This window comes from Rhodococcus sp. T2V, from assembly GCF_029269925.1.
Classification (GTDB): Bacteria; Actinomycetota; Actinomycetes; order Mycobacteriales; family Mycobacteriaceae; genus Rhodococcus_F; species Rhodococcus_F koreensis.
In genome coordinates this window covers 18,896-45,175 of the sequence record NZ_JARJBD010000085.1, presented here as the reverse complement: position 1 = coordinate 45,175, position 26,280 = coordinate 18,896, and the positions used below count along the sequence as shown (strand labels likewise).

The 26,280-nt window shown below is 66.0% G+C and carries 28 protein-coding genes and 1 pseudogene; 9 read left to right on the top strand and 20 right to left on the bottom strand.

Annotation, left to right across the window (positions count from 1 at the left end):
• From P3H15_RS41930 to P3H15_RS41875, 12 genes and pseudogenes are all read right to left on the bottom strand, one after another.
• Positions 1 to 109 (bottom strand): annotated as a pseudogene (locus P3H15_RS41930) (ABC transporter ATP-binding protein); the annotation flags it as partial.
• A 401-nt stretch (positions 110 to 510) separates the two neighbouring features.
• Complete coding sequence (locus tag P3H15_RS41925) at positions 511 to 1,113, bottom strand: TetR/AcrR family transcriptional regulator (protein WP_072939675.1); 603 nt, start codon at positions 1,111 to 1,113, stop codon at positions 511 to 513.
• Between the two features lie 178 nt (positions 1,114 to 1,291).
• Positions 1,292 to 2,521 (bottom strand): cytochrome P450, encoded by a 1,230-nt coding sequence (locus tag P3H15_RS41920; protein WP_172651485.1) that lies wholly within the window; start codon positions 2,519 to 2,521, stop codon positions 1,292 to 1,294.
• Between the two features lie 6 nt (positions 2,522 to 2,527).
• Complete coding sequence (locus P3H15_RS41915; protein ID WP_276142673.1) at positions 2,528 to 2,761, bottom strand: ferredoxin; 234 nt, start codon at positions 2,759 to 2,761, stop codon at positions 2,528 to 2,530.
• A 15-nt stretch (positions 2,762 to 2,776) separates the two neighbouring features.
• Entirely contained in the window at positions 2,777 to 3,649 is an 873-nt protein-coding gene (locus P3H15_RS41910; protein WP_012689023.1) for an SDR family NAD(P)-dependent oxidoreductase, read from the bottom strand.
• A gap of 231 nt (positions 3,650 to 3,880) precedes the next feature.
• Entirely contained in the window at positions 3,881 to 5,560 is a 1,680-nt protein-coding gene (locus P3H15_RS41905) for an FAD-dependent oxidoreductase (protein WP_276142672.1), read from the bottom strand.
• A gap of 181 nt (positions 5,561 to 5,741) precedes the next feature.
• Positions 5,742 to 6,773, bottom strand: a complete 1,032-nt coding sequence (locus tag P3H15_RS41900; protein WP_276142671.1) for an alpha/beta fold hydrolase — start codon at positions 6,771 to 6,773, stop codon at positions 5,742 to 5,744.
• Between the two features lie 17 nt (positions 6,774 to 6,790).
• Positions 6,791 to 7,567, bottom strand: coding sequence for a MerR family transcriptional regulator (locus P3H15_RS41895; protein WP_276142670.1), 777 nt, complete (start codon positions 7,565 to 7,567; stop codon positions 6,791 to 6,793).
• A gap of 127 nt (positions 7,568 to 7,694) precedes the next feature.
• Complete coding sequence (locus tag P3H15_RS41890; RefSeq protein ID WP_005251878.1) at positions 7,695 to 7,988, bottom strand: DUF2516 family protein; 294 nt, start codon at positions 7,986 to 7,988, stop codon at positions 7,695 to 7,697.
• A gap of 72 nt (positions 7,989 to 8,060) precedes the next feature.
• The gene (tadA, locus tag P3H15_RS41885; protein WP_276142669.1) at positions 8,061 to 8,894 is read right to left on the bottom strand and encodes a major lipid droplet protein TadA; all 834 of its coding nucleotides are present in this window, start codon (positions 8,892 to 8,894) and stop codon (positions 8,061 to 8,063) included.
• Positions 8,887 to 9,393 (bottom strand): helix-turn-helix domain-containing protein, encoded by a 507-nt coding sequence (locus P3H15_RS41880; RefSeq protein WP_276142668.1) that lies wholly within the window; start codon positions 9,391 to 9,393, stop codon positions 8,887 to 8,889. The genes tadA and P3H15_RS41880 overlap by 8 nt, the downstream gene beginning before the upstream one ends.
• Before the next feature lie 99 nt (positions 9,394 to 9,492).
• A complete protein-coding gene (locus tag P3H15_RS41875) occupies positions 9,493 to 10,764 on the bottom strand; it encodes a DUF445 domain-containing protein (RefSeq protein ID WP_276142667.1) in 1,272 nt (423 codons plus the stop codon).
• Positions 10,765 to 10,954: 190 nt separating this feature from the next.
• Here P3H15_RS41875 and P3H15_RS41870 point away from each other — a divergent pair, with 190 nt between their 5' ends.
• Both P3H15_RS41870 and P3H15_RS41865 read left to right on the top strand, forming a co-directional pair.
• Positions 10,955 to 11,650, top strand: coding sequence for a TetR/AcrR family transcriptional regulator (locus tag P3H15_RS41870; protein WP_063721440.1), 696 nt, complete (start codon positions 10,955 to 10,957; stop codon positions 11,648 to 11,650).
• 49 nt (positions 11,651 to 11,699) lie between these two features.
• Positions 11,700 to 12,008, top strand: coding sequence for a DUF4873 domain-containing protein (locus P3H15_RS41865; protein WP_276142666.1), 309 nt, complete (start codon positions 11,700 to 11,702; stop codon positions 12,006 to 12,008).
• Here P3H15_RS41865 and P3H15_RS41860 read toward each other — a convergent pair.
• Positions 11,995 to 13,470: an NAD(P)/FAD-dependent oxidoreductase gene (locus P3H15_RS41860; RefSeq protein ID WP_276142665.1), complete on the bottom strand. Its 1,476-nt coding sequence runs from the start codon at positions 13,468 to 13,470 to the stop codon at positions 11,995 to 11,997. The genes P3H15_RS41865 and P3H15_RS41860 overlap by 14 nt on opposite strands.
• A gap of 35 nt (positions 13,471 to 13,505) precedes the next feature.
• Here P3H15_RS41860 and P3H15_RS41855 point away from each other — a divergent pair, with 35 nt between their 5' ends.
• Positions 13,506 to 14,366: a polyphosphate kinase 2 family protein gene (locus tag P3H15_RS41855; protein WP_276142664.1), complete on the top strand. Its 861-nt coding sequence runs from the start codon at positions 13,506 to 13,508 to the stop codon at positions 14,364 to 14,366.
• A 21-nt stretch (positions 14,367 to 14,387) separates the two neighbouring features.
• On the opposite strand, the gene P3H15_RS41850 is transcribed toward P3H15_RS41855, so the two are convergent.
• Entirely contained in the window at positions 14,388 to 14,609 is a 222-nt protein-coding gene (locus P3H15_RS41850; RefSeq protein ID WP_025433155.1) for a hypothetical protein, read from the bottom strand.
• 105 nt (positions 14,610 to 14,714) lie between these two features.
• Here P3H15_RS41850 and P3H15_RS41845 point away from each other — a divergent pair, with 105 nt between their 5' ends.
• The 3 genes from P3H15_RS41845 to P3H15_RS41835 all read left to right on the top strand — a co-directional run bounded on the left by P3H15_RS41845 (position 14,715) and on the right by P3H15_RS41835 (position 16,833).
• Positions 14,715 to 15,272, top strand: coding sequence for a DUF2231 domain-containing protein (locus P3H15_RS41845; protein WP_276142663.1), 558 nt, complete (start codon positions 14,715 to 14,717; stop codon positions 15,270 to 15,272).
• Between the two features lie 16 nt (positions 15,273 to 15,288).
• The gene (locus P3H15_RS41840) at positions 15,289 to 15,444 is read left to right on the top strand and encodes a DUF6131 family protein (RefSeq protein WP_095862504.1); all 156 of its coding nucleotides are present in this window, start codon (positions 15,289 to 15,291) and stop codon (positions 15,442 to 15,444) included.
• A 186-nt stretch (positions 15,445 to 15,630) separates the two neighbouring features.
• Entirely contained in the window at positions 15,631 to 16,833 is a 1,203-nt protein-coding gene (locus P3H15_RS41835) for a glycosyltransferase (RefSeq protein WP_276142662.1), read from the top strand.
• Positions 16,834 to 16,855: 22 nt separating this feature from the next.
• Here P3H15_RS41835 and P3H15_RS41830 read toward each other — a convergent pair whose 3' ends face one another.
• Both P3H15_RS41830 and P3H15_RS41825 read right to left on the bottom strand, forming a co-directional pair.
• Positions 16,856 to 17,164: an STAS domain-containing protein gene (locus tag P3H15_RS41830; protein WP_276142661.1), complete on the bottom strand. Its 309-nt coding sequence runs from the start codon at positions 17,162 to 17,164 to the stop codon at positions 16,856 to 16,858.
• A gap of 358 nt (positions 17,165 to 17,522) precedes the next feature.
• Positions 17,523 to 18,278, bottom strand: a complete 756-nt coding sequence (locus tag P3H15_RS41825) for a GAF and ANTAR domain-containing protein (protein WP_276142660.1) — start codon at positions 18,276 to 18,278, stop codon at positions 17,523 to 17,525.
• A 225-nt stretch (positions 18,279 to 18,503) separates the two neighbouring features.
• On the opposite strand from P3H15_RS41825, the gene P3H15_RS41820 reads away from it, so the two are divergent.
• Positions 18,504 to 18,938, top strand: coding sequence for an anti-sigma factor (locus P3H15_RS41820; RefSeq protein ID WP_072939637.1), 435 nt, complete (start codon positions 18,504 to 18,506; stop codon positions 18,936 to 18,938).
• The gene (locus tag P3H15_RS41815) at positions 18,935 to 19,732 is read left to right on the top strand and encodes an RNA polymerase sigma factor SigF (RefSeq protein WP_276142659.1); all 798 of its coding nucleotides are present in this window, start codon (positions 18,935 to 18,937) and stop codon (positions 19,730 to 19,732) included. Before P3H15_RS41820 ends, P3H15_RS41815 begins: the two co-directional genes overlap by 4 nt.
• A gap of 1 nt (position 19,733) precedes the next feature.
• Here P3H15_RS41815 and P3H15_RS41810 read toward each other — a convergent pair whose 3' ends face one another.
• The 4 genes from P3H15_RS41810 to aceA all read right to left on the bottom strand — a co-directional run bounded on the left by P3H15_RS41810 (position 19,734) and on the right by aceA (position 25,577).
• Complete coding sequence (locus P3H15_RS41810; RefSeq protein WP_276142658.1) at positions 19,734 to 20,774, bottom strand: NAD(P)-dependent alcohol dehydrogenase; 1,041 nt, start codon at positions 20,772 to 20,774, stop codon at positions 19,734 to 19,736.
• Between the two features lie 82 nt (positions 20,775 to 20,856).
• Positions 20,857 to 23,151, bottom strand: coding sequence for a 5-methyltetrahydropteroyltriglutamate--homocysteine S-methyltransferase (metE, locus tag P3H15_RS41805; protein WP_276142657.1), 2,295 nt, complete (start codon positions 23,149 to 23,151; stop codon positions 20,857 to 20,859).
• Positions 23,152 to 23,270: 119 nt separating this feature from the next.
• Positions 23,271 to 24,167 carry a 3-hydroxybutyryl-CoA dehydrogenase gene (locus P3H15_RS41800; RefSeq protein ID WP_072939631.1) on the bottom strand — a complete coding sequence of 299 codons (897 nt, stop codon included), beginning with the start codon at positions 24,165 to 24,167 and terminating at the stop codon, positions 23,271 to 23,273.
• Positions 24,168 to 24,287: 120 nt separating this feature from the next.
• Positions 24,288 to 25,577: an isocitrate lyase gene (aceA, locus tag P3H15_RS41795; protein WP_276142656.1), complete on the bottom strand. Its 1,290-nt coding sequence runs from the start codon at positions 25,575 to 25,577 to the stop codon at positions 24,288 to 24,290.
• Positions 25,578 to 25,979: 402 nt separating this feature from the next.
• Here aceA and P3H15_RS41790 point away from each other — a divergent pair, with 402 nt between their 5' ends.
• Positions 25,980 to 26,270: a zinc ribbon domain-containing protein gene (locus P3H15_RS41790; protein WP_276142675.1), complete on the top strand. Its 291-nt coding sequence runs from the start codon at positions 25,980 to 25,982 to the stop codon at positions 26,268 to 26,270.
• Positions 26,271 to 26,280 lie beyond the last annotated feature (10 nt).

Sequence of the window (26,280 nt, the reverse complement as noted above, 5' to 3'; positions counted from 1 at the left end):
GCAACGCACTGACCTCACCGGCCGGAAGGGTCAACGTGACGTCCTGCCAGATCCTTTGCGAGCCGAAGGACTTGGTCAGTCCCTCGACGGATACCTCGACTCCCACCATTACCTCCGTGTATTCAGGCGTCGAACGCGCCTCGGATGTTGCAGGGCACTTGCGACCTCGGACCGGAACCCACAGCCGTCCCGCCGCGCACGTCGAATACAGCTTGTTTGCAGCATTTTTCATCGAATCGCGGGCGATGGACGGCGAGTTCACGACGCCAGCTGTGATACAAATTACGTCGCACGTAATACGTTATACGGCTTTTGACCGTCCAGGCAAGAGCAGGAAGCGAAATGGCTCACCTGCGAAACACGCGCCGGCATAGGCATTCCCGACCGATTCGGCCGTGACCAGGCACGGGAACCGTCGACCAGCATACTTAAGGACATTAGATTTACCGGGCGAATGCACAAAAGAAGCCGTGCCCCCTCGGGGACACGGCTTCTCTCGGACGCGGGCGACTAGGGCAGGAAGGCCGGCAGGACGAATTGCCTCATCATCTGCCGGTGCGAGGGATCGGCAGGATCCGAATTATCCAGTCTCGGAGCGAGCATCAGCTGCACGAGCGTGATCCAGGAGCACGCCTCGTCGGTGTCTATATCCGACCTCATCTCGCCACCTGCCTTGGCGTCGTCGAAGATCGGCCCCCACAGTTCGGTGGTCAGACTCGTTGCGAGGGGGATCGTCTCGAGCCACGACTCGCCGCCGACGTGTTCGGGGCTGACGAGGATGCGCACGATCGGATCATTGATCCCGTCGTACACCAGGTAGATGAGGCCCTCGATCAGCCTGTCCTCGAACGTCGCACACTCCATCAGGAACTTGCGGCCACGTTCGAGCGTCTGACGCGATCGCCACCTGATCAACTCGGTGGTGAGCGTCTCGCGGTCCTGGAAATACCGGTAGACGGTCGGGCGAGAGACCCCCGCCTCCTTGGCAATGTCCTCCATGGTGGTCTTCGAGATCCCGAAACGAAGAATCATCGTCTGGGCTGCCACGAGTATCTGAGACCGTGCGACATCGGCGTCCTGGCTCAGCACACCGGCGGTCTTCCTTCTTGCCATCCTCGCTCCAGACACCGTCACTTCCGACCAGTCACCCGACCAGTCGCGATACAAATGACAATACACGTAAGTTGTTGCATACCGGGGGGCCACGTCCACTCCATTACACCAAAAGAGCGAGGCAGCTGCCCGAAGTCCCACAGGACCACGGACAACTGCCTCGGACGTCCGCCCGGCCTCAGGCCGACGGAGTGAAGGTGATCGGGAGCCGGATGCAGCCGCGAACCTGGGTGGCGTGCAGGATCGGCGGATCCTCCGGAACCAGTCGGTAATCGGGCAACCGCTGGTGAATCTCCTCCATGGCCAGCTTGAGCTCGATTCGTGCCAGGTGAGACCCGATGCACCGATGAGGACCGGCACCGAACGAGAGGTGACGGTTGGGCGAGCGGTCGATCCTCAGCTCGTCCGGATCCTCGAACTCGTCGCCGTCGCGATTCGCCGAGCAGAGCAGCACGATGAGCTGTTCCCCCTCCGCGATCGTGACGCCGCCGATCTCGACGTCGCGGGTCGCTCGCCGGCCCGCGATCACCGCAGCCTCGATCCTCAGAATCTCCTCGACGGCCGCCGGGATGGTGTCGGGATCGTCCACGATCTCCTGTCGCTGCCCCGGATTGTTCGCCAGGTGGATGATTCCCCACGCCAGTGAACCCTGGACCGTGTGCAGGCCCGCAATGAGCAGGAGGAAGAACATACGATACAGCTCTTCGTCGGTGAGCAGCCGTACCCCGTCCTCCATCTCGATCGGGGTGTTGATGATCTGCGCGGTCAGACTGTCCGAGGTGTTCTCACCGGACCGCACTCCGGCGACGATGGCACCGAAGTAGCCGAAGATCTGGTTGGCCGCATCCTCGCGGGCCTTGGCGGATTCTTCCTCCGTTCCACCGGGAATGCCCTGCAGTGCGACGTCCGTCGTCTTGGTGAACATCTCGGCGTCTTCGAGGGGCCAGCCCATCAGGGCCAGGAACACCCGCGTCGGCAGCTCGTGGGCGAACTCCGAGATGAACTCGGCTTCACCGCGTGCCGCGAAGTCGTCGATGAGCTCGTTGATGACGTCCCGGATCTGGGGCTCGAGTTCCTTCATCCGCTTGGGACTGAACAGCGGTTGCAGCGCCTGCCGGTAGAACGTGTGCTCCGGCGGGTCCAGCTCGATCGGGATGAACTTCCCCTGGCCCGCGTTCACGAGATTGTTCGGGTAGCTGGAGAAGGTCTCCGGATCACGCAGGACCTGGTGGATCTCCTCGTAGCGCGTCACGATCCAGTGACCGCCGTGCGCCTTCGAATACACGACGGGGCCGATGGCCCGCAGCGCCGCCGCGCGTTCCTGGAACACGTCCTCGGGCATCGCCAACGTCTGGTCGTAGACGTCGAAGTCCACGATGAGGTTCTCGGGTAGTTGGGTGGTCGTCACTGCTTCTCAGCCTTCCGAATTCGGGGGTTCGACGCTCAGCGCGCGTTCGGGGCACATCTCGAGGAGGGCACCCAGTTGGTCTCGGAGTTTCTCGGGAACCGGTTCGGCCACGACGATGGGGTAGCCCTGGTCGTCGCTGTCGACTATCTCGGGTTGCGCGCCGTAGCAGAGGCCGTGGCCCGCACAGGCGGATCGGTCGACCTTCAACGACAGCGCACGGTTCTGCGCATGAATGGTCATCGACGGACGCTCCGCTCAGTCGACGGGAAGCGTGGGAGTCGGTGTGTCCTCTTCGAACATCATCGCGACTCGTGACAGTGTGCCGCCGTCCGTCGCGGGCAGCGTCAGACCGGAAATATATGCGGAGTCGTCCGACACGAGGAAGAGTGCGACCTTCGCGTTGTCCACGAGCGACGGCGGACGCTGGAGCTTGAGCGGAATCGGCGAGACGCCCGGATCCCACGGTCCCGCGGTCTCCTCGTAGGACTGGCCGATCACCGGGGTGCCCGGGCCCATCAGGAAGTTCGGCGACATCCCGTGTGTGGGGGCGAGGGCGTTGACGCGGATGCCGTAGCGTCCGAGATCCAGGCTGAGTCCGCGAACCAGGCCGTTGACACCGGCTTTCGTCGCCGAGTACATCGCGATGCTGTGATAGGCGGCGAACGAAGCCGCGGACGACGTCGCGAGGATGGTGCCGCCGCCGTTGGCCCGCATCGCAGGTACAGCAGCCTTACAGGAGTACACGACGCCGCTGAGGTTGACTCCGAGAACGTGCTGCCAGTCGGCATCCGTGAGATCCTGGAACTCCACGTGTTCGCCGCCCGCCACCGACGGGACACCGCCGCGGGAGACGACACCCGCGTTGGCCCACATGATGTCGAGCTTGCCGAACTGCTCGACGGTGGTCTCGACGCTGCGGTAGACGGCGGCCTCGTCACTCACGTCGGCGGTGATGGCGATCGCCGTTCCACCTTGCTGTTCAACCAGTTTCGCGGTCTGTTCGGCTCGGTCGCCGTCGATGTCGACGACCGCCACCTTCGCACCTTCCGATGCGAACAACTGCGCACCCTGGCGCCCGAGCCCGGATCCACCTCCGGTGATGACGGCGACTTTGTCCTGAAGTTTCATGTGAACTCCTCTGTGATGATTCGTCAGATGCCGGAGACTTGCGGTGCATGGGACATCGTCCGGCGAAGTCGGGCGGCGAGACTGTTCCGATCCTCGACGGCGGGGCTGTCGCCGGTCGAGTGGATCGGGTGCGGGCCGCATCTCCGATCCAATTAAACCTTATACCGTTAGGCGATGAGACGTCAATCACTTTCTTCGACGCGCGTCGAGCCGGCGCGCATCAGGGTGATATCAGCCGGAAATAGATGCACTCGAGGCGATTTCAATCATCGAGGCGGTGTTCACCAGCTTCACGCGCGGCCGGCCCGATTCCCTGCCGAGTCGCCGCTCGTGCGCGTCGATCGCTTTCCATCCGTCGTAGTCGATGCGCTCGGGACGCCGATCCGCAACCAGCCGGCGGAGGTCCTGCCGGCCACCCGCGGGAGCCGCCAATCGACCGGAGTGAAAGTCGTCGACGAGTTTGTCGACAGTTTCGGCGGCGCACGCCTTGTTGGTACCGATGACGCCGGAGGGACCTCTCTTGATCCACCCGACGGTGTACACACCGGGCATCGGACTGCCCGAATTCGGTTCCAGCACACGACCTCCGTCGTTCAGCATCGTGGATCGTGCACCCGAGACGGGGATTCCCGCGACGGGGATCCCCCGGTACCCCACCGACCGCAGGACCAGACCACAGTCGACGTCCTCGACGACACTTGTCGGAGCCGCCCTGGAATGGCCGTCCGCATCCCGGACCAGCTCGTTGCGGACCAGGCGGATCCCCTCTACCCGGCCGTCTCCCAGAACCGATACCGGAGAAAGTAAGTAGCGCAACGCAATACGCCTATGCCCCGGAGTGTGCGGGGCGGCGGCGAACTCTGCGACGATCCTGGCTTTCATCGCCTCGATCGAGTCGGTCCGCCCATCTGCCTCCCGCGCCACCTCCTCGGGCCGTACCGCGACAGTCACGCCAGGGAGGTGGCCGAGCGCGAGCAACTCCGGATTCGTGTACGCCGCTTGCGCCGGACCTCTCCGGCCGACGACGACCACTTCTCTGATCCTGCTCTCCGACAACGCTTCCAATGCGTGCGGGGCGATATCGGTCTTCGTCAGCTCGGCGGTGCCGGCGACGAGCACTCGGGCCACGTCCAACGCCACATTGCCGTTGCCGATGATCACGGCGCGCTCGCCGGACAGATCGAACGTGCGGTGCGCGTGGTCGGGGTGACCGTTGTACCACGCCACGAATTCCGTTGCCGAGTGGCTTCCGGGCAGGTCCTCACCGGGAATCCCCAGCGAGCAGTCGGCGGGGGCGCCGACCGCGTAGATCACCGCATCGTGATGCGCGAGCAGGTCGTCGTGAGCCAGGTGCGTGCCGACCTCGACGTTGAGGTAGAAGTCCACGTTCTTCCGCGACGCCGTCTTCTGGAAGAGGGAGGCGACCGCCTTGGTCCCCTGATGGTCCGGTGCGACACCGAATCGGATCAGCCCGAACGGTGTCGCAAGCTTCTCGAAGAAGGAGATTTCCACGGCGGGACCGATCCGGGACAACAGATTCTCGGCCGCGTAGCAGCCGGACGGCCCGGAACCGACGATCGCCACCCGCAGCAGTGCGCGTTCGGACACCCGGGCAGCCTCGGCAACGGGACGTTCGGGTACGGGGACGGGCTGATCCCGGTCCGCGTAGAACGCCGCATTGATCTCCTCGTAGCGCGCGGTTTCCGGAGTCAGGTCGTAGTCGGGAACGATCGCGTCGACCGGGCACGCGTCGATGCATGCGCCGCAGTCGATGCAGCCGACCGGATCGATGTACAGCATCTCCGCCCTGCCGTAGCCGGGCTCGTTCGGAGTGGGATGGATGCAATCGACTGGGCACACCGCGACGCAACTCGCGTCGTTGCAGCAGGATTGCGTAACTACATGAGCCAACGTGAGCTCCTATCGCCTGATGACCGGATCGGTGGATCGCTGGACCGCGTCGCGTTTTACAGTGATACAAATTACGTTAGATGTATTGTTGTCGGTGTGTCAAGCCTCACACCGCCACAAAAAAATCGGGCCCACCCGCCACCGGCGTGTGGGCCCGACCGACTGCGGGGCAGCCGAAAGGTCAGAGGTTGCGCAGCCGCACGATCTCCTTGTCGAACTCATCGATGCTCTCGACGGAACTCATGTGGCCGACGCCCGGCAGGACGATCAGCCGCTCGAGGTGACCGGCCTCGTCCAGGACGCGAGCGAGCTTGCGGGCATGGACGGGTGGGGTCAACCGGTCCATGGAACCGACGAGCACCGTCGTCGGAACCGCGAGGTGGTCGAGTGCCTCGTGGATGTCGAGGCCGCTGAGCGCAGCACCCCAGCCGCCGCGGATACGTGGCTTGCAGTCCCGGACGATGTTCTCGCAGAACTGGACCTCGGCGCGAGAAGCGTTCGGCGACATCGACACGTACTGCAGCGCGCGCGTCATCACCGGCGAAGACACCAACGGGACCGGCGTGCTCAGGACGGCGCGACCGACCGGAACCGGAACGCGCGGAAAACGATTCGGCAACGGGATGACGGTGGTCTCGGCGACGAGCCGGTCGCAGGCGGTGCTCGCGAGCAGGACCGCAGACGCATACTTCTTCACCTCGCCGGGGTGCCGCCCCGCCCACGCCATGATGCTCATGCCACCCATGCTGTGACCCACGAGCACGGCCTTCTTGCCTTCACGCACCGTCGCCTTCAGCACCTCCGACAGGTCGTCGGCGAGGACGTCGGGACCGAGCGGAAGCGAGCCGACCGAGCTACGGCCGTGCCCACGCTGGTCGTAGGTGATGACGCGGTACTCCTCGGCGAGCGCATTCACCTGCGGGTACCAGTACTCGGTCGAACACGTCCAACCATGGCTCAGCACAATGGGATCGCCGTCCACCGGACCGTAGGCGCGCACGTACAGCGTCGCTCCGTCGTCGGTGAGGATCTCCGTCACGTCCGGGCGCAGATCCGGGGTGCGCAGCAATTCGTTCGGGGCCACCTCGGTCGACAACGTCAACCCGCGGGTAGCGCGCTTGTGACGGATCGCCGCTGCCGCGGCGACGACGGCGCCGACCCCGGCTGCGCCTGCGAGCGCCCGGACGGCGATGGTGCGCGAACTGCTGGTCATTCCTGCCCCTGTCCTGTCTAACTTGCTCTGTTGGTGTCTGTGCCCGACGCCGGCCCCGCCATCTCGCCGAGTTGCCGGGCCGCCCGCTCGAGCGCCCGGGAGATCTGCTCCTCCATCGCCTCTTCGAACAGCGACTGGACGGCGTCGTGTGCGAGGGGACGCATCTGGTCGACGAGGCGCGCGATTGCCGAGACCTTCGCCTCGTCGAGTTCGAGCGGCTCCCCCTCGGCGGCGAGGTAGCGGTCGGCGACGACGGCAACGAACCGCGCGGCGACGTCCGAGAGATCGCGTCGCACCGCCGCGGTCTGCTCGAGGACGTCCTCGAGCGGGATGCCTGCGTCGACGAGGACCTGCGCCGCCTCGATCAGTCGCGGATCGTCGACCGAATAGTCGTCCCCGGCGGGAACGAGCACACCGAGTTCGGTGCCGCGGGCGATGTTGGCCTCGGTGGTCTGCGCCCCGAACATGCGTTTCAGCTCGGCGATCGTCAGGCGTGCCGCCCGCCTGCGCTTCTTCCAGCGGCTGCCCGGGTCGTCGGTCTCCAGAACGTCCTTGACCTGGAGTCCGTAGTGCGCGGCGGTGAGCAGTTCGCTGATGGTCGCGAATGTGTAGCCGCGATCGAGCATCCGTCCGATCAGGTGCAGCCGCGCGAGGTGCGAGTCGTTGTACCACCCCGTGCGCCCCTGCTTCCGCGGCGGCGGGAGCAGTCCGCGGTCCTGGTAGACGCGCACGTTGCGCACGCTCACCCGCGCCTCGCGTGCGAGGTCGTCGATCCGGTATTCCTTCGCGGACATGTCAGCTCCCCCGGTAGCCGTACACCACCATAGCATTGTCACAATGTCCATTGTCATCGTCAGGGCGCGAAAGGCCCCGACCTTCGCGGAGCCGTGAGGAGGAGCGGTAACGGTCCGGCCGGAATGCCTACCAGCGAGGTCCGCGCTGCACGTCGTCGACACGGGGGCGCACGTCCACGAGATAGACGCACACCGCGACGACCGCGACGATGCCGAACAACTGCACGGCCGGGAACAGCAGGAGGACGAGAAACGCGACCGCGAGAATGCTCAGCCAGATCGGTTTACTCAATTTGTCCACGGCGGTGAACGCATCCTTGCGCTGGCGGGCCGCGTGGAACAGCGCGTACGCAGCACCACCCAGAGCGACGATGCGAATCACCAACAAGATCACCGAGACGACGCCGTCAACTTGAATCACAGCCCCATCCTACGAGGTGGACACGCAAACGGCCCCCGCACCGAACGTGCGGGGGCCGAAAAGCGTGAAGGATCAAGCCTTCTTGACCGGAGCAGCCTTCTTGGCCGGAGCGGCGGCCTTCTTGGCCGGAGCCGGGGTTGCCGCAGCCTTGGCCGGAGCGGGAGCAGCCTTCTTCGCGGGAGCGGCCGCATGCTTGGCCGGGGCCGCCTGGTCGGCGCGGGCATGGACGTCGGCCGCGGTGGCGGTGACGCGATCGGCAGCGCCCTTCGACGCTTCCTCGGCCTGGTCGCCCAGGTCGAGAACCTTCAGGGCAGCCTCGTCGCCGGCGTCGGCGATGGCCTCGCCGAGTCCCTCGGCGGTGTCGGAGATGCGACCCGAAGCGCGGCCCGCGAGCTTCGCGGCCTGCTCGCCCACGGCGCGCGTCTGGCGGGCCACGGTGCCGAGAGCTTCCTCGGTCAGCTCGACTGCGTCACCGAAGGCGGTCTCGGCGCGGCCGATGCCCTCCTCGACGACGGGCTGCTTGCGGATGCGCTCGACGGTGTCCTCGCCGCGCTCCGCGAGCGACGTGTACAGATCGGATGCGACCTTCAGGTAGGCCTCGGCGACCTTGCGCAGCTCGTCGGCGGTGAACTTCTCACGCAGCTCGGCGAGTTCCTCGGGCAGCTCGGACGGCAGCCCGGCGAGGCGGTCGCGAAGGTTCTCGACACCCTCGGTGACCTCTTCCTGCAGTCCGGCGAAGCGCTCCTTGGCGCCGCCGACACGCTCTTCGACGTCACCCTGGGTGGACTCGGCGCGCGAGCGGACCTGGGCGACGACGTCGGCCACGGCCTGCACCACGACGTCTCCGGCACCTACGGCCGCATACAGCGAGGTCTTGACGCTGTCGATGGTCTTCTGGTCAGTCATCGGCTTTCTCCTCTTCAACGGTGGGGGGTTCTGGTTCCGGCGTCTGGGAATCAGAACGCTGGTGTTCTTCTGTCCGAAGCTCGGGCGTCCGGGATTCGGCCGCTTCCGCCGATTCGTTCTCACGACAGAACGACTCGTAGATCTCGAGCAGCACCTGCTTCTGCCGCTCGGTTATGGCCGTATCCGCGAGCAGAGCGTCACGGAGGGGACCGTGTGGCCGCTGCTCGAGGTAACCCGCCTGGACGTACAGGACCTCCGACGAGACCCGGAGACCCTTGGCTATCTGCCCAAGCACCTCGGCCGAGGGCTTGCGCAACCCACGTTCGATCTGACTCAGATACGGATTACTGACACCGGCCAGCTGCGCCAACTGCCGCATCGACACCTGGGCTGCTTCGCGCTGGGCACGAATGAAACCTCCGATGTCGTGAGCGGCGTTGCTGACTACGCGAGCTGCCAGATCTCCTGCACCGGCCGCATCGCGGTCATCGCTGGCCATCAATCCTCCGTGTTGCTGGGCAGCACCAAGCCTAAAGCAGGGTGCTAGCAATTGCAAGCACTCTGTTAGCACCCAGCTAGCGGGCGGTTCCGCGGGACGTCAGCCGAACAGCAACGTCGAGAACGTGTAGATCAGCAGGCCCGCGATCGCACCGACCACGGTGCCGTTGATACGGATGAACTGGAGATCGCGGCCCACCTGGAGCTCGATCTTCTTGGACGCCTCCTCGGCGTCCCAGCGCTCGACGGTGTCGGAGATGATCGCGGTGATCTCGTCGGTGTAGTGGACCACGACGTAGCGCGTGCCTGCGAGCACCCACCCGTCGACCTTGGTCCGCAGCTCGTGGTCGTCGCGCAGCCTCTCGCCGAATCGCACGACGTTCTCCGCGACCTTCGTGCGCAGCGTGCTGTCCGGGTCGTCGACGGACTCCATGATCAGGCGCTTGGCGACCTTCCACGTCGCCGCGGCGAGGCCGGTCACCTCCTCGCGTCCCATGATCTCGGCCTTGATCTTCTCGGCCTTCTCCATGGTCGCGGGATCGTTCTGCAGGTCGTCGGCGAAGTCGACGAGGAAGCGGTTGGCCGCCTGCCGCACCTCGTGCTCCGGGTTGGACCGCACCTTCCAGGTGAATTCGACGAGTTCCCGGTGGATCTTCTCGCCGAGCATGGCGTCGACGAACTTGGGCGACCACGCGGGCGAATCGCGGCTGACGATCCGGTCGATGGTCTCCTGACTCCCGAGCGCCCACTGGTGCGCCCGCTCGGCGAGCAGATCCAGGATCGGCAACTGCCGGTTCTCTCGCAGCAGTTCGCCGAGCACCCGTCCGATCGGCGGCCCCCACTGGGGCTCGGCCAGCCGGCGCACCAGCGTGCTGTCGATGATCTGCTGCACGTCCTCGTCGCGCAGGATCTCGACGAAGCCGCGCAGGATGGTGGCCGTCTCGGCGGCGACCCGCGCGGCATGCTTCGGCTGCGCCATCCACGTGCCCAGCCGGAGCGGGATCTCCGCGGCCTCCACCTTGGCGGACACCACCTCGGGGGCCAGGAAGTTCTGGCCGACGAAGCTGCTGAGGCTCGCCCCCAGCTGATCCTTCTTGCGCTTGATGATCGCGGTGTGCGGGATCGGCAACCCCAGCGGATGCCGGAACAGGGCCGTCACCGCGAACCAATCGGCCAGCGCGCCGACCATGCCTGCCTCCGACGCGGCCCGCACGTAGCCGACCCACGCCCCCGCGCCCCGCGATTCCTGCCACCGGCACAGGAGGTAGACCACGGTGGCGAAGACGAGGAAGCCCGTCGCGACAGCCTTCATCTTGCGAAGATCGCGACGCTTCGCATCGTCGTCGAAGGCGGAAAGGCTCAATTGATCCACAGACGCCATTGTGCCCAAGGTCGACGCGGGGGCGGTCGCCCAGCCGCGGGACGCGCGCCCGCACAGACGGCGTTGTGCCGTGAGACAAGACCCGCGCACTAAGCTGACAGGAGATCGCGACACGAAACGGATGTGAAGAGAGTCAGTGGCGAACGACGGCGTGAAGGATCCCGAGCAGGTGACCGAGTCGATGACGAAGCTGGACAAGGCGGCAAAGCCCGATGGGCGCAAGCGCCGCTGGCGTGAGCACAAGATCGCGCGCAGAGAAGAACTCGTCGACGGAACGATCGCCGCCATCCGCCTGCGTGGACGGGACATCGGCATGGACGAGATCGCGTCCGAGATCGGCGTCTCCAAGACCGTCCTGTACCGCTATTTCGCGGACAAGAGCGACCTGACGAACGCGACCATGGCGCGGTACGTGGAGACCACGCTCGCCCCCCGGATCTACGAGGCCATCGGCGGAGACCTCGACGACTTCGAGTTGACCCGCGCCACGATCACCGCATACGTGGAGACGGTGGCGTCGGATCCGGATGTCTACCTCTACATCATGGCCAACGGTTCCGGCCCCGGCCGCGAGACGGTCGCCGACTCGGAACGGATGATCGCAGAGGTGCTCTCCACCGTTCTCGGCGAGCGGCTGCGGCAGATGGAGATGGACTCCGGCGGCGCAGTTCCCTGGGCGTACGGAATCGTCGGCGGTGTGCAACTGGCCACCCACTGGTGGATCTCCAACCGGTCGATGTCGGTCGAGGACCTGATCAACTACCTCACGATGATGACCTGGGGTGGCGTCACGGGCATCGCCGCGGTCAACGGCTCGCCCGCCCGCTTCAATGCGATCCCGCACCCGCTGCTGCCGCCTGCCGACGCGACCGACTAGGCGTCGGTCAATTCTTGTGTAACTCGCAGTTACAGGTAAACTTGCCCGTGTGAACGAACACGAGGAAGAAGAAGAGGGCTACCGCGGCCCCGCCGACGTCGTCGTAGGCGACCGTCCGGCCGTGACCGTGCAGGTCCAGTTGGCGGGAAACTTCGAACCCATCAGCGGTCGGTACGTCTGGCACGGCCGCGTCCGCACCCTGACGGACGCACTCGGCGCGGACGCAGACCTGGCCGCAGGCACGGAACTCCGGATCACCAGCCCGGAAGGCACGGCCACCGCCCGGATCACCGGAGTGGACCTCTGGGGAAGCCATCTCGTCGACGGAGTGACCCCGCCGCCCTTCAGCCGGGTGTGAACTCGAAGTCTGCCGGATCGACATCCCGCGTCTGCCGCCAGTAACGCACGGTCGAGCCCGGCCAGATCGCGCGGTTGACGCCGTGCGAGTCCAGATACCAGCTCACGCATCCGCCGCGGGACCACACGCCCTTCGACAGCTTCCGCTGAATGTCTGCGTTGAACCTGCTCTGCACCGCAGGCCGGACGACCGCAGCGTCAGCCCCGCGCCGGTCGACGAGATCCATCAGCCGGAGGGCGTAGCGAATCTGCGACTCGATCATGAACACCACCGAGTTGTGACCGAGCCCGGTGTTGGGGCCGAGGAGGAAGAACGCGTTGGGGTAACCCGCGACGGTGATACCGAGGTGGGTGCGGATCCCGTGCTCCTGCCATTCGTCGGCGAGGCGCCTGCCGTCGACCCCGGTGAGTGCGATGCTCTCGAAGCCGTCCGTGACGTGGAATCCGGTGGCGTAGATGATCGCGTCCACGTCCCGCTCCGTCCCGTCCCCCGCGACGATGCCGTGCGGCCGGATCTCCGCGATGCCCTCGGTGATCACGACCGACCTCGGTGAGATCAGCGCCGGGTAGTACCTGTCCGACCCGAGGATCCTCTTGCAGCCGATGACGTAGGACGGGGTGAGCTTGCGGCGGAGTTCGGGATCGGTGACGGTCCTGTTCAGATTCCCCCGCGCCGCGCTCTCGATCGGCTTCATCAGGCGGAAGTGCCCGTTGAACCCGAGCGCGAGCGATTCGTAAGTCCAGTAGACGGCGGCACGCGCCATCCATCGTGCAAGCGGGACCCGGCCGAACAGGCGCCGCGCCTTCTGCGGGATACGGAAGTTCAAGCCCGGGATCACCCAGGGCGGCGTCCGCTGATACAACTGCAACTCGGCGACGTCGCCCACGATTTCGGGAACGAACTGGATAGCGCTGGCACCCGTGCCGATCACCGCGACCTTCTTGCCCCGCAGGTCGTAGTCGTGGTTCCACCGCGCCGAATGAAACGCGGTGCCCTCGAACGTGCCGGCTCCCGGCAGATCCGGGACGTTCGGGATGTGCAGGGAGCCGATCCCGGACACCACGAATTGGGCGGCGTACTCGTCACCCGACTCGGTGTGGATGTGCCAGCGGCGGTGTTCGGCGTCCCAGTAGCCGCCCGTCATCGTGCGGCCGAAATGAATGTTGCGCCGCAGATCGTACTTGTCGGCCAGTCCGCGCAGATAGTCGAAGATCTCCGCCTGCCCCGACCACATCTGCGTCCAGTCCGCATTCGGCTCGAACGAGAAGGAGTACAGGTGCGAGGGCACGTCACACGCACAGCCCGGGTACGTGTTCTCCCGCCACGTGCCGCCGACCTCCCGCGCCTTCTCCAGCAGGATGAAGTCGTCGCGCCCACGCTTGCGTAGCTGGATGGCCGTGCCCAGACCGGAGAACCCGGTCCCGATCACCAGGACACGGCACTGATGCACCTCGCCGCCCACACCTCCATGTAACGCTTCTGTGGCACTGTCTGCACATGGCAGAGAACGCACCCGGATTCTGGAAGACGCCGGCAACCGAGGCCCTACGGGCACACCCGGGTCGGCGGATCGCCGAACTCGACTGCGGGAGCACACCCGGATTCGTCGGCGACAAGTCGGACGGCGTCCAGCTGTTCGAGGAACGCGGCGCGGTGCTGTCCGCCCTGCAGGAGAAGCTCTACGCCAACGGACGATCCGGCGACCGGCGGTCGGTGCTCCTCGTGCTCCAGGGCATGGACACCGCGGGCAAGGGCGGGATGGTCCGCCACGTCATCGGGCACGTGGACCCGCAGGGGGTCGATCACGCCTCGTTCGGTGTTCCCACTCCCGAGGAGAAGCGTCACCACTTCCTGTGGCGGATCGGCAAGGCCGTCCCCCGCGGCGGGCAACTCGGCGTGTTCGACCGGTCACATTACGAGGACGTGCTGGTGGTCCGGGTTCACGATCTCGTGCCCGAGGCAGTCTGGAGCGGCCGCTACGACGAGATCAATCAATTCGAGAAGGAACTCGTCGCAAACGGCACGACCCTGGTCAAGGTCGCGATGTTCGTGTCACTCGACGAGCAGAAGTCGCGGTTGCGCGAGCGTCTGGAACGCCGCGACAAATATTGGAAGTACAACCCGTCGGACGTCGACGAGCGCCTGCTGTGGCCGGCGTACCAGGACGCGTATCAGGCAATGCTCGACCTGACGTCGACCGACTACGCGCCGTGGCACGTGGTTCCGTGCGACCGCAAGTGGTACAGCCGGCTCGCGGTCACCGAATTGCTGATCGACGCCCTCGAGAAGCTCGACCTCGATTGGCCGCCCGCCACTTTCGACATCGACGCGGAGAAGCGGCGGCTCGCGGAATCCTGACGCCGACCGGAAGTGCCGCAGTCAGAACAGGTGCGGCGTTTCGTGATGCAACCTGTGGTCGTGGCGCACGGTTCCGCCGTACAGCGCCATCGCTCCGGCCAGTGCGACGACGCACAGAGACCCGGAGATCACCGCCCAGCCACCCTGCCCGGATCCCGCGGCGACGAGGAACCCGCCGAGACAGACCACCGAGAGCAGAACCAGTGCGAAGCTGACCCAAGCTGCGAAGAGATTGAGTTTCATTGCACTCACCTCACCTTCGAGAACGTGGTCCCGACGCTACGCCCGACCTGCACCGACGACAAGGCGGACCGGTTTTCTTCGAGCCGCGGTGGGTAATCGAATGCCATGAACCTCGAGAGCGTGTTCCGGAAAGCGGAGGCCGCCGGATTCCTCGACGGCGGCAGCCGGTTTCTGCAGCAGCGGATCCAGGGGGCGCTCGGTTCCTCCGACGCGGGCCCGTTGTTGCGCGGGTCCTGGCTCGGGCACCCCGTGCATCCCGTTCTCGTCAGCATTCCCATCGGGGCGTGGGTCGGCGCGAGCGTTTTCGATCTGGCATTTCGCGATCACGTCGGCGCACGCAGGCTGATCGCCCTGGGACTACTCGCCACTCCCCCGACGCTGATGACCGGCTGGGCGGACTGGGCCGACCGCGACACTGTTCAGCGCCGCGTCGGACTGATCCACGCCGAGGCCAATGCCATCGGTGTCGTGGCCATGCTCGCGTCCTACCTGCGCCGCAGACACGGGACGGACGGACGCGCTGTCGCCACGAGCACCGCGGGACTCCTCGCGATCGGCATCGGCGGCGCGCTCGGCGGGCATCTGACCTACGCAATGGGCGCAGGGGTCGACGAGGTGCGGGAGGGTCCGCGAGCGGACTCGCCCCTCACTTCGGTGGGATGAAGAATCGAGGAACGTCATGATCGTGCTCGGACTGATCTTGCTCCTGATCGGATGGCTGGCCGGCATCAACTGGCTCTGGACCATCGGCATCATCCTCGTGGTGATCGGTGCGGTCCTGTGGATTCTCGGCGCGACCGGGCGTGCGGTCGGCGGCAGGCGCCGGTGGTACTAGAACGCAACACCGGCCGGTTCGTGTCACCCGTCCCGTGACCGAATGCGAGTCGGTCGGTTTACAAACCCGAACTTCGGGAATCCCCGTGGCATGACGGCCATTCATCGCGAACCCAGACCTCCCGTGTGCGGCGGGCAGCCGATGAGAACGACCGCCGTCGGCACCTCGAGACGATTACGGATTTCGATGGTCTCCGCCAACGCCAGTCCCCTCGACGTGTCGGACGGCGCCGAAGTCGGGGAGCAGAGCATTCATCTCGCCGAACTGTCGGCGGCCCTCACGAGGGAGGGCCACGACGTCACGGTCTACACGCGGGCGGAGAGCGAGGACGCCCCGGTACGGGTCACAACCGCGCGCGGGTACACCGTCGTGCACGTTCCGGTCGGCCCCGCACGGCCGATGCCGGAGGCCGAGATCCTGCCGCTGATGGGGGCATTCGGCAGCTTCCTGAAGGCCGAATGGGAGGCCGAGCGGCCCGACATCGTCCACGCCCACTACTGGATGTCCGGGATCGCGACGCAACTCGCGGCCCGCACACTCGGCATTCCGGTGGTCCAGACGTTCCACGCACTGGGAGTGGTCGAGCAACGGTTCGAGCACGCGGACACGTCGAGCACCCACAACCGAATTCACCTGGAGCAGTTGATCGCCCGCGGCGCCACCCGTGTGGTGGCGACATGCACGGACGAGGTCTTCGAACTCTCCCACCTCGGCCTGCCCCGCTCGCGCACGTCCGTCGTTCCGTCCGGCGTCGACGTCAAGGAGTTCACGCCCGACGGCCGCGCCGACGAGAAGGGCAAACGCCACCGCCTCGTCATGGTCGGCAGGCTGGCGCCGAGCAAGGGCTTCGACACTGCCATCGAGGCGCTCACCCACTTCCCCGACACCGAACTCGTCATCGCGGGCGGACCGGCCGCCGACGACGTCGCCGACGACCCCGAAGCGTCCAGACTGCTGACGCTGGCCCGTGAGACGAAGGTGCGCAACCGGGTACGGATCGTGGGGCGGGTGCCGCGAAACGCCATGCCCGCGTTGCTGCGCTCGGCGGACGCCGTCGTGTGCACCCCGTGGTACGAGCCGTTCGGCATGGTGCCGCTCGAGGCGATGGCCTGCGGCACCCCGGTGGTCGCGTCCGCCGTCGGCGGCATGCGCGACACGGTGGTCGACGGCATCACCGGACGCCTGATCTCCCCGCGCAACCCGGTCCGCCTGGCCGAGGCCCTGCGACAGATCTTCGACGACGACGCCCTGCGCACGGGATACGGCATGGCAGGCTGCGATCGCGCCCGCGCCCGCTACTCGTGGGACCGGGTCGCCACCGACACCCTCCGCGCCTACGGCCGCTGCGTGTCGGCCCCTCCGCGCACGAGTCGATCCGGCGCCCACTGAACTCGGGCGCCGGCTCGGCCGGTTACGCCGTACGGCCGTGCCAGGCCCCGAGGGCGCTGTCCACGGACGCGAAGCAGGGGAAGCTCGACTCCTGGCCCGCCGCCCTGAGCAGCCGGTAGACCGGCCGGCCACAGATCATCGCCCACGTCCGCCCGTCCCGGACGTTCGTCTCGTGAACGATGTCGAGCACCGACAGACCCGCGGTTCCGATGAAGTCCACCTTCGACATGTCGAGGATGAACTGCCCCTCCGGCGAGATCCGCGTGCACACGTAATCACGGAACCCCGGTGCACTGAACAGGTCGATCTCGCCTCGCACCCCTACCAACATCACCCCGGAACCGAGTCGCTCGGAAGTGAATTCCGCGCTCGCACAGCGTGTCGGAGCGGAACCGACGGCCGCGAGCGTTACTCTCGGCTTGTACGTGGTACCGAACTCCGTGCCCGAACACGCCATTTCAGGTTCTGGGACCCCTTGACCAACAGACATGGCTCACCCCATCTCGAACATTGAGAGGGGAAGCGGAGCACCTGCAGACAGACCCGACCTCGGACACATGACACTGTCTGCTACGGCAGCGCTTCCCGACATCGGCTGTGTGTTCAACCTCGGTTCGAGACTACTCCCGCCTGTGATGTGTCACAAGGAAATAACAGATACTGGGGCCCTCATTTGCCCTGGTGAGCGTTTACAAACCGTTATGCACGGTTGTGCGGGCAGAAACAGCCGCCACGACACGTTCTGCGACCACCCGAAGTTTGACGTTCTCGCGCTGCGAACGGGTGACGAGGACGTCGAATGCGGTCTCGGCGTCGAGACCCCGCAACGCCATCACGATTCCCTTCGCCTGGTCGATGACGGAACGGGAACGAAGTGCGATACGAAGTTGCTCGATCAGATTTCTCGCCTCGCCGTACCGTCGCGCGTTGCGCACCGCGACCGATGCCGCCTCGACGTGCAACTCGAGCACCGACTCGTCCATCCGGTGGAAGGCGTGCGGCAACAGTCCGTACAGATTCAGTGCCGCCGACTGCTCCGGGCCGGGCAGCGGCACGGACAGATAGCTGTGGATGCCTGCCGGTTCGGAACTCGCGGCGTACGCCGGCCACCTCTCGTACGCGGCGGCGCGGTCGGCACGCACCGGTTCGCGGGAGCGCACCGCGTCGAGCGCGGGACCCTCGTCGAAGCGGTACTGCAACTCCTCGAGTGCCACGACGTCGTCCGAGGTCGCCGCCGCCGTCATCGGACCGGTCGCCCGGAGAACGGTGACCCCGGCCATCGCCGCACCCGGGAACGTCGACACGATCCGACGGCACACTCTGTTCAGCGCGACCTCGAACTCGTCCTCGGGCTCGAGCAATTCGAGCACGGAGTCGAGCGAGACGGTGACCGCGTCGGCATCGACGTCACTCGTCAACGTGTGCAGGTGAATCTCGTCAGGCATCCCACTCACTCGTCTCCCGTGACCATCATGACCCTGCCGAGGGCCTCAGGAACGCTGATCGTGCCGCCAACACTACCCGCGCAAACGTACTGATCGGACTGGTTTGATCGGTCCTGTTCTGCGGTATTCCACCTGCGGTGTCGCCGGATCGCTACCCTGACTTCTCAGCAGCGCGAGCCGACCCACCACTCGCCGACAGCACGGTACGCCCGACCCGGAGGTCTCATGGCCATCGCCAAGACAATCGAACCCGACCAGGATCACACACATCCCGTCGTCGAACTGCGCGTGCGAGCAACGCCCGATCAGCTCTCCGTACTGCGCGCCCTGGCAGCTACCGTTGCCATCCACGAAGACTTCGACCTCGACTCCATCGCCGACATCAAACTGGCCATGGACGAGATCTGTACCCAGCTGATCGTCCGCGCGACACCGGATGCACTTCTGGTGTGCCGGCTGCAATTTCTCGACGGCACCTTGCGAGTCGACGTGTCGAGCACCACCACCTCGGTCGACTCCCTCGGCGAGCGTTCGTTCGCCTGGCACGTCCTCAACGCCCTCACCGATTCGCTCGACCTGAAACAGGAGCCCGACCCTTCCACCGCGGGTTTCGTCACCACCATGGAATTCACCAAGGTGAAGAACGGCCTGAGTCTGTGACGTCCCATACTCACAGTGGGGGGCACACGGCCCGTTGGCCGGACGAGTATCAGGACGTCACAGCACTGTTTCAACAGATGGCAGCCCTCGACGAGGACGACCCCCGGCGCAGCAGACTGCGCGACGCCGTCGTGACTCGCTGCCTGCCACTGGCCGAGCACATCGCCCGCCGCTTCGACGGCCGCGGCGAGGCGCACGACGATCTGGTGCAGGTCGCGCGCCTCGGCCTGGTCAACTCCGTGGACCGGTTCGACGTGGAGCGCGGCTCGGACTTCGTGTCGTTCGCTGTTCCCACCATCATGGGCGAGGTCCGGCGGCATTTCCGCGACACCGGGTGGGCCGTCCGCGTCCCCCGCCGGATGAAGGAACTGCATCTCGCACTCAGTCAGGCCGTCGCCGAACTGTCGCAGAGCCTCGGCCACGCCCCCACCGTCAGCGAACTCGCCGAGCACCTGGACCTCGAACAGGAGGAGGTGGCGCAGGGACTGCTCGCCGGCAACGCCTACCAGACCGTCTCCGTAGACAACACGTCCTCGGACCGGGCAGGTGAGCTGTCCATGGTGGAGACGCTCGGCGACTACGACGCCGCGATGGACGACGTCGAGAACCACGAGACCCTGCGACCCCTGCTCCAGTCACTGCCCGAACGGGAGCGGACCGTCCTCATGCTGCGGTTCTTCGGCAACATGACCCAGACCCAGATCGCCGACCGCGTCGGCATCTCGCAGATGCACGTGTCCCGCTTGCTCGCGAAGACCCTGGCGTCGCTGCGAGATCAACTCGGTGACACGTAGGTCAGATCGTTGCCGTGTCGATCACGAATCGGTACCGCACGTCACTGCCGACCACGCGGTCGTAGGCGCCGTCGATCTGGTCCGCGGAGATCACCTCGATCTCGGCGCCGATTCCGTGTTCGGCGCAGAAGTTCAGCATCTCCTGCGTCTGAGCGATGCCGCCCACCATCGAACCGGCCAGGCTGCGGCGGTTCGCGGCGAGGCTGAACGCGCGCACCTCGATCGGCTTCTCCGGCAACCCCAGTTCGACGAGGGTGCCGTTGATCGCGAGCATGGACATGTACGCGTCGATGTCGAGATTCACCGACACGGTGTTGACGATGAGGTCGAACTGTCCGCGCAACTGCGTGAACGTGCCCGGATCCGAGGTGGCGTAGTAGTGGTCGGCGCCGAATTTCAGGCCGTCGTCCCTCTTGCCGAGCGACTGGCTGAGCACGGTGACCTCGGCGCCCATCGCATGCGCGATCTTCACGCCGACGTGTCCGAGACCGCCCATCCCGATGACCGCGACCTTCTTGCCCGGTCCGGCGCCCCAATGGGCGAGCGGTGAGTACAACGTGATGCCCGCGCACAGCAACGGCGCCGCGACGTCCAGTTCCAGACCGTCCGGGATGGACAGGACGAAGTGTTCCGTCACCACGATGTGCGTCGAGTAGCCGCCCTGCGTCCACTCGCCGTCACGCCCCGTGGCGTTGTACGTCCCGGTCGCCCGGTTGACGCAGTACTGCTCCTCGCCGGCCCGGCAGGCGTCGCATTCCCCGCAGGAGTCGACGAAGCACCCGACGCCGACCCGGTCGCCGACCCGGTGCTTCGTGACCTCGGACCCGACCGCGCTCACCACGCCCGCGATCTCGTGACCGGGCACGACCGGGTAGTGCGTGCTGCCCCATTCGTTACGGGCGGTGTGGATGTCGGAGTGGCAGATGCCGGCGAACTTGATCTCGATCAGCACATCGAGCGGTCCGAGTTCGCGGCGCTGCACGGTGGTCTTCTCGAAACGGCTGTCGGCGGACGTGACTGCATATGCGGCTGCGGTAACCATGCTTACATGCCTACATGTTTGCGCGACCGAACGCACGTTCGGGGCCACCACTGCCGCGGTGACCCCGAACACGCCTGAGGAATCAGTCCTCGGACTCTTCCTTCTCGGACCGCCGGCGCAGACGCTTCGCGGCCGCCACCAAGTTGCGCAGCGAAGGCTCGAGCTGCCAGTAGTGGCGAGTCTTCAGCCCGCCGTCCGGGTTGGCCCACAACCGTTCCAGTGAGACCGACTCGCTCGCCTCCGTGAGCAGTTCGTCCAACTCGTCGATGTCCGGAATCCGGGCCGACCGGCTCTCGTACACACCCGGACCGACCCCGTGGGTCAGCGCCCGCTCCTTGATGGCATCGAGCACCCACGTGATGGAACGCGTCGCCACGATCGCCGTCACGTCCGCATCGAGCCGTTCGATGGCGTCGACCACCGACGCCCGGCTCGTGTACGTGAGGTGCGTGTGGATCTGAGTCTCCGGCTTCGCCGCACCCGTCGCGAGACGGAACGCGTCGACCGCCCACTCGAGATACGCCTCGCGGCCGTTCTCGCGCAACGGCAGCAGTTCCCGGATCGCCGGCTCGTCGACCTGGATGATCGCGATTCCCGCCGCCTCCAGGTCGGCGATCTCGTCACGGATCACCAGCGCCAACTGGTCCGCCGTCTCGTACAGCGGCTGATCCTGGCGGACGAACGACCGCGCGATCATCGTCACCGGACCCGTCAGCATGCCCTTGACCGGCTTGTCCGTCAGCGACTGCGCGTACGCGATCCACTCGACGGTCATCGGCTTCGGCCGCGACACGTCCCCGTAGAGGATCGGGGGACGTGTACACCGCGAGCCGTAAGCCTGCACCCAGCCGTTGTGGGTGAAGGCATACCCCTCGAGAAGCTCCGCGAAGTACTGCACCATGTCGTTGCGCTCGTGCTCGCCGTGCACGAGGACGTCGAGACCGATGTCCTCCTGCAACCGGATCGTGCGTTCGATCTCCGCCTGGATCCCCTTGTAGTACTCGTCCCACTCCAGGCGCCCCTGCCCCAGCTCGTACCGGGCCTTCCTGATGGCATCCGTCTGCGGGAACGAACCCAGCGTCGTCGCAGGAACCAGTGGCAGGTTCAGTCGCTCCTGCTGCGCGACCCGCCGCTCCTCGTACGGCGCCCGGATGCGGTCGTCCGGCTTGATCGCGTTGACCCGTGCGCGCACCGCATGCTTGAGCTTGAAGTGCACCGACGTCGGACGCTTGCGCCACTTGTCGGACGGGCCCTCGGTCAGCGCCTTGGCCAGCGAGACCACCTCGCCAACCTTCTGCTTCGCGAACGCGAGCCGGTCCGCGACGTCACCCGGGATGTCGTACTCGGACAACACGTCGTACGGCACGTGCAGCAACGACGTCGACGTCGAGACCACCAGATCGGGCACGACGTCCTTCAGCGTGTTCAGGTACGTCAGCGTGTTGTACCGGTCGACGCGCCACACGTTCCGGCCGTCGACCACGCCGGCGTAGATGCGCTTGCGCTTCATCCCCGGGATCCTCGCCAGGTCGTCGGCGCTGAGCCGATGACTGACGAGGTCGAGACCGAGAGCCTCGACCTTCGTGGAGGCGAGGATGGCGAGGGCCTCCCCGAGATGCCCGTACGGGCCGGTGACGAGGATGCGGGGACGCAGCGGCGCGTGCGACAACTTCTCGTACGCCCGGGCCAGCGCCGCCAGCTCCTCCGGCGTGCGGTCCTCGGTGAACGACGGCTCGTCCAGCTGGACACACGTGGCGCCGGCCTTCGCGAGCTGCTCGAACAGCAGCTCGTATTCCGGCAGCAGCTTGTCCAGCAGGTCGAGGGTCGAGAAGCCGTGCCGCTTCGACGTCGGACCGACCTTCGACAGCAGGAGCAGCGACACGGGCCCCAACACGACGGGACGCAGTTCGATCCCGCGTGCCTTCGCCCGCTCGAACTCGTCCAGCAGGATCTCGGACCGCAGCGAGAACTCGGTGTTCTCGTCCAATTCGGGCTGGCGGTAGTGGTAGTTGGTGCCGAAGAAACGCACCAACTCGAGCGGGGGAAAGTCCGGCCTGCCCCGTGCCAGCGTGAAATAGAAGTCCAGCGGATCGAGTTGGTTCTCGAGCGAACCGAACCGCTCGGGCACCGCACCGAACAGCAGCGCGTTGTCGAGTACGTGGTCGTAGTAGGAGAACGTGTTGCCCGGGACCTGGGTCAGACCGGTCGCGGCGAGCTCACTCCACGTCTCCTCCTGGAGATCCCGGGCGACGGCGACGAGTTCGTCCTTCGTTCCCGTGCCGTGCCAGTAGGACTCGAGGGCACGCTTGAGTTCGCGGTGAGGTCCGATGCGGGGATACCCCAGGATGCTGGATCCGTATGCTGCGGTGCTGGACATGCGGTCGACCTTTCTGGGCTCGGTCCGGTGGCTGAGAATGCCTCTGGGCTCGATGCACCTGTGCGCCTCTCACAACCGCCGGAGGTCGTGAAAGGCGCACAGCTGCAGTCGCATACCTACTAGCTGGCCTTCTTGCTCGCACGGCCGTTGTCGCCGTACTCGTAGAAGCCCGCGCCGGACTTCTTGCCGACCAACCCGGCCTCGACCATCCGCAGCAGCAGCGGCGGAGCCGAGTACAGGGGCTCCTTGAACTCTTCGTACATGGAGTCGGCGATGGACTTCACCGTGTCCAGGCCCACCAGGTCGGTCAGCGCGAGCGGACCCATCGGGTGTGCAAGGCCGAGAACCGTTGCCTTGTCGATGTCTTCCTTCGTGGCAAACCCGGACTCCACCATGCGGATCGCGGACAGCAGGTACGGCACCAGGAGGGCGTTGACGACGAATCCGGACCGGTCCGCGGACCGGACGACCTGCTTGCCCAGTACGTCGCTCGCGAACGCCTCGGCCCGCTCGGACACCGACTTGCTCGTCTTGAGCGTGGTCACCAGCTCGACGAGGGGAAGCACCGGAACGGGGTTGAAGAAGTGCATCCCGATGACCCGTTCCGGCGCCGTCGTGGCGATGCCCAGCTTCATGATCGGGATCGACGACGTGTTGGACGCCAGCACGGCGTTCGGATCCGTCACGACCTGGTCGAGTTCGGCGAAGATCTCGCTCTTCACCTTCTCGTCCTCGACGACGGCCTCCACGACGAGCTGCCGGTCCGCGAAATCACCGAGGTCGGAGGTGAACCGCAGCCGCCAGGCGGCCTGCTCACGTTCCCGCTCGGTGATCTTGCCGCTGCTCACGCCGCGATCGAGCGAACGCAGGATGCGCGAACGCCCCGCCGCCGCAAGCTCACGGGTCTGCTCGAACACCAGAACGTCGACGTGCGCGCGAGCGCACACCTCGGCGATTCCGGCGCCCATGATTCCGGCGCCGATCACGCCGACGCGCTGAATCTTTTCGCTGGTCACGTCAGCTCCTTTTTCGTCTAGTGGAGTCGTCGCCCGGGGAGGGGCCCTGTTACAGGCCCCTCCCCGGGTTCGGGTTGATCAGGTGGAACCGTGATCGGTCGAAGCCTCGGAGAACAAGGCTCAGTGGAACTGACCCTCTTCGGTGGAGCCCTTCAGCGCAGCCGTCGACGTGTTGGGGTCGACCGTGGTGGCGATGCTGTCGAAGTAGCCGGCGCCGACCTCACGCTGGTGCTTGATGGCCGTGAAGCCACGCTCCTCGGCGGCCTTGAACTCGCGCTCCTGCAGGTCGACGAAGGCGGTCATGCCCTCGCGGGCGTAGCCGTGGGCCAGGTCGAACATGCCGTAGTTGAGCGAGTGGAAGCCGGCCAGGGTGATGAACTGGAACTTGAAGCCCATCGCGCCGAGCTCCTTCTGGAACTTCGCGATGGTCGCGTCGTCCAGGTGCGCCTTCCAGTTGAAGGACGGCGAGCAGTTGTAGGCGAGCAGCTGGTCGGGGAACTCGCTGCGGACGGCCTCGGCGAACTTCTTGGCGACCTCGAGGTCCGGCACGCCGGTCTCCATCCAGATGAGGTCGGAGTACGGCGCGTAGGCCTTGGCGCGGGCGATGCAGGGCTCGATGCCGTTCTTCACACCGAAGAAGCCCTCGGCGGTGCGGGTGCCGTCGAGGAACTCGCGGTCGCGCTCGTCGACGTCGGAGGTGATGAGGGTCGCGGCCTCGGCGTCGGTGCGCGCGATGACGACGGTGGGGACGTCCGCGACGTCGGCGGCGAGGCGAGCCGAGGTCAGGGTGCGGATGTGCTGCTGCGTGGGGATGAGCACCTTGCCACCGAGGTGGCCGCACTTCTTCTCCGACGCGAGCTGGTCCTCCCAGTGCGAACCGGCGACACCGGCCGCGATCATGGCCTTCTGCAGCTCGTAGACGTTGAGCGCGCCACCGAAGCCGGCTTCACCGTCGGCGACGATCGGGGCGAGCCAGTTGTCGACGGAGGTGTCACCCTCGACCTTGGCGATCTCGTCGGCGCGCAGCAGCGCATTGTTGATGCGGCGCACGACCTGCGGGACCGAGTTGGCCGGGTAGAGGCTCTGGTCGGGGTAGGTGTGTCCGGACAGGTTCGCGTCACCGGCGACCTGCCAGCCGGACAGGTAGATGGCCTTGAGGCCTGCACGGACCTGCTGCACGGCCTGGTTGCCGGTCAGCGCGCCCAGCGAGTTGATGTAGTCCTCGTTGTTCACGAGGTCCCAGAGGATCTCGGATCCACGGCGTGCGAGGGTCGCCTCTTCGACAACGGTGCCCTGGAGCTTGGTGACCTGCTCCGCCGTGTAGTTGCGGGTTACTCCCTTCCAGCGCGGGTTGGTGTCCCAATCCTGCTGGATTTCAGCTGCGGTCTTCGGGGTGCCGGTGGTCGACATCAAGACTCCACTCTCTTCGACTTCTGGTCCGGTACGGATGTACTGCTTCACATCCTTGCCAGGCCCTTCGTATGTACTCACCGAGAATGACATAAGCAAAAAGTGCCGTCTACCTGTTGCTACTGCCAATCTTGGCTAGCTTTTCACAGCACTTTGCAAAGACTGTTAAGAAAGTTCAGCACCAAACCTGCCCGATCGGGGAGGAAAATTACTCGCCAGTAGCAAATACACGCAGGTGGTGAACCACATGCACGCAACCCGGCGTACACAGATAGTTGCTCCCGTCGAACCGTGCCGTTCGCCCCCTGCGCAGGAGCCTCGACGCATCCGATGTGACTGCAATCACGGATCGGGTCGGCTACCGTGACCTCGAATGGTCTCCTCCGGGCGAAGGGCACCACGATGCCGCTGTACGAATTCCGATGCGCCGCCGACTGCGGCCCGTTCGAGCGAACGTTCCCCATGGCCGACGTGCCCCGATCGGTCCCCTGCCCCGGATGCGAAGGCGACGCCGCCCGGCTCGTGTCCTCCCCACGCCTCGGACACGGATCTTCGTCCGCGATGAAACTCCTCGACGGAACGAAGAGGTCGGCTCACGAACCGGCCGTCGTCGCCGGACCGCCACCTCGGGCCGCGACCGGGCGTTCACCCGTCACGAACAACCCGCTGCACCGCCGACTTCCTCGTCCCTGACCGGTCACCG

Bases quoted from the DNA above. Each gene is read 5' to 3' on its own strand.
- P3H15_RS41925 (WP_072939675.1), bottom strand. From the start codon at position 1,113: ATGGCAAGAAGGAAGACCGCCGGTGTGCTGAGCCAGGACGCCGATGTC.
- P3H15_RS41915 (WP_276142673.1), bottom strand. From the start codon at position 2,761: ATGACCATTCATGCGCAGAACCGTGCGCTGTCGTTGAAGGTCGACCGA.
- P3H15_RS41910 (WP_012689023.1), bottom strand. From the start codon at position 3,649: ATGAAACTTCAGGACAAAGTCGCCGTCATCACCGGAGGTGGATCCGGG.
- P3H15_RS41900 (WP_276142671.1), bottom strand. From the start codon at position 6,773: ATGACCAGCAGTTCGCGCACCATCGCCGTCCGGGCGCTCGCAGGCGCA.
- P3H15_RS41895 (WP_276142670.1), bottom strand. From the start codon at position 7,567: ATGTCCGCGAAGGAATACCGGATCGACGACCTCGCACGCGAGGCGCGG.
- tadA (WP_276142669.1), bottom strand. From the start codon at position 8,894: ATGACTGACCAGAAGACCATCGACAGCGTCAAGACCTCGCTGTATGCG.
- P3H15_RS41880 (WP_276142668.1), bottom strand. From the start codon at position 9,393: ATGGCCAGCGATGACCGCGATGCGGCCGGTGCAGGAGATCTGGCAGCT.
- P3H15_RS41870 (WP_063721440.1), top strand. From the start codon at position 10,955: ATGACGAAGCTGGACAAGGCGGCAAAGCCCGATGGGCGCAAGCGCCGC.
- P3H15_RS41855 (WP_276142664.1), top strand. From the start codon at position 13,506: ATGGCAGAGAACGCACCCGGATTCTGGAAGACGCCGGCAACCGAGGCC.
- P3H15_RS41850 (WP_025433155.1), bottom strand. From the start codon at position 14,609: ATGAAACTCAATCTCTTCGCAGCTTGGGTCAGCTTCGCACTGGTTCTG.
- P3H15_RS41845 (WP_276142663.1), top strand. From the start codon at position 14,715: ATGAACCTCGAGAGCGTGTTCCGGAAAGCGGAGGCCGCCGGATTCCTC.
- P3H15_RS41840 (WP_095862504.1), top strand. From the start codon at position 15,289: ATGATCGTGCTCGGACTGATCTTGCTCCTGATCGGATGGCTGGCCGGC.
- P3H15_RS41835 (WP_276142662.1), top strand. From the start codon at position 15,631: ATGGTCTCCGCCAACGCCAGTCCCCTCGACGTGTCGGACGGCGCCGAA.
- P3H15_RS41830 (WP_276142661.1), bottom strand. From the start codon at position 17,164: ATGTTGGTAGGGGTGCGAGGCGAGATCGACCTGTTCAGTGCACCGGGG.
- P3H15_RS41825 (WP_276142660.1), bottom strand. From the start codon at position 18,278: ATGCCTGACGAGATTCACCTGCACACGTTGACGAGTGACGTCGATGCC.
- P3H15_RS41820 (WP_072939637.1), top strand. From the start codon at position 18,504: ATGGCCATCGCCAAGACAATCGAACCCGACCAGGATCACACACATCCC.
- P3H15_RS41810 (WP_276142658.1), bottom strand. From the start codon at position 20,774: ATGGTTACCGCAGCCGCATATGCAGTCACGTCCGCCGACAGCCGTTTC.
- metE (WP_276142657.1), bottom strand. From the start codon at position 23,151: ATGTCCAGCACCGCAGCATACGGATCCAGCATCCTGGGGTATCCCCGC.
- aceA (WP_276142656.1), bottom strand. From the start codon at position 25,577: ATGTCGACCACCGGCACCCCGAAGACCGCAGCTGAAATCCAGCAGGAT.
- P3H15_RS41790 (WP_276142675.1), top strand. From the start codon at position 25,980: ATGCCGCTGTACGAATTCCGATGCGCCGCCGACTGCGGCCCGTTCGAG.